A 1,297-nucleotide genomic window follows, 5' to 3' on the forward strand; every position below is an offset into this window, starting at 1 on the left:
TGGCGATAATCTGTCGCTTACCATTACTGATAATGATGCTGGCGAGAACAAGTTCAGCACCACAGTCATCAAAGAATCCAACGACAACGGTCAGCAGCCTCTTGGTGAGCTGACGATTACCGAGGATGGCGACTGGTCATATCAAGTCTCAAATGCACTGCAGGAGATCCAATCTCTCGGTGACGGTGATACTCGCGTTGAGCGCTTTACTGTGACTTCTATCGATGGTTCAAAAACCGAAACCATTGAAGTGACGATTCAAGGCACCAACGACTTGCCGCTTATCGGCGGCAATGCCGTGGGCAGCGTCACTGAAGACTTCGAAGTTCAAACTGGTGACCTTCTCAAAGATAACGGTCAGCTAACAATCTCAGATACGGACACTGGCGAAGCTAAGTTCCAAACGGTCGTGACGCCAGTTGGAAGCGTTTTAGGTTCGCTCACCATTACTGAAACCGGTGCGTGGAGCTATGAAGTTGATAATACCAACCCGACCATTCAAGGCTTGGGGGAAGGCGACTCACTCACGGAGACGTTCCAGGTCTTGAGTGAAGACGGCACCCCACAAAATATCGTCATCACTATTAATGGTGTGAACGACATTCCAACCATTGTGTCGGGCGACTCTGTTCTGGCTCAGGAAGACGTCGCGGTGGATGGTGATGGCAACATCGTCGCGACCAATACCTTAGTGATTTCCGATGACGATGCTGGCGAAGAAGTCTTTAATGCAGGCACCGCGACTCCGGTTGGCACAACACTTGGCACCTTAACCATAGATGCAACGGGAGTCTGGACTTATAAAGTCGATAATTCCCTACCGCAAATTCAAGCGCTGGATATGGGCACGAGTCTAACCGAGTCGTTCACCGTGACCTCCGCCGATGGCACTGAGCATCAAATCGATGTTACGGTCAACGGTACAGAAGATCCCACCATCATCAGTAATTACCAACCTGGTGCGGTCACGGAAGATGACGCAGGTATTCTTACCGACTCAGGCAGTCTAACGATTACTGACCTTGATGCCGGTGAAGCGCTGTTTAATACCACGGTCACCAAACTCAACAATGGTGATGGTCAGTCACCACTGGGCAACCTCACTATTGATGCCAATGGTAACTGGACGTACACGGTCGATAACTCACTCACGGGTGTGCAAGAGCTGGGCGATGGTGAGACTCGCGATGAAGTATTCCAAGTCAGTTCCATTGATGGCTCGGTAAGTCAAACCATTATAGTAACAATCACAGGTGTGAATGGCGCGCCATCGATTGTCACTGGCGAGTCGGGAGCT

Annotated in this window: 1 protein-coding gene; it reads left to right on the forward strand. The window is 50.4% G+C overall.

Translation table 11 applies throughout. From position 1 onward, the window contains the following. On the forward strand, positions 1–1,297 hold a 1,297-nt coding region (locus TZ48_RS07515), incomplete at both ends, for a VCBS domain-containing protein (RefSeq protein WP_239670740.1).

Source organism: Vibrio variabilis, assembly GCF_003263785.1.
Lineage (GTDB): Bacteria > Pseudomonadota > Gammaproteobacteria > Enterobacterales > Vibrionaceae > Vibrio > Vibrio variabilis.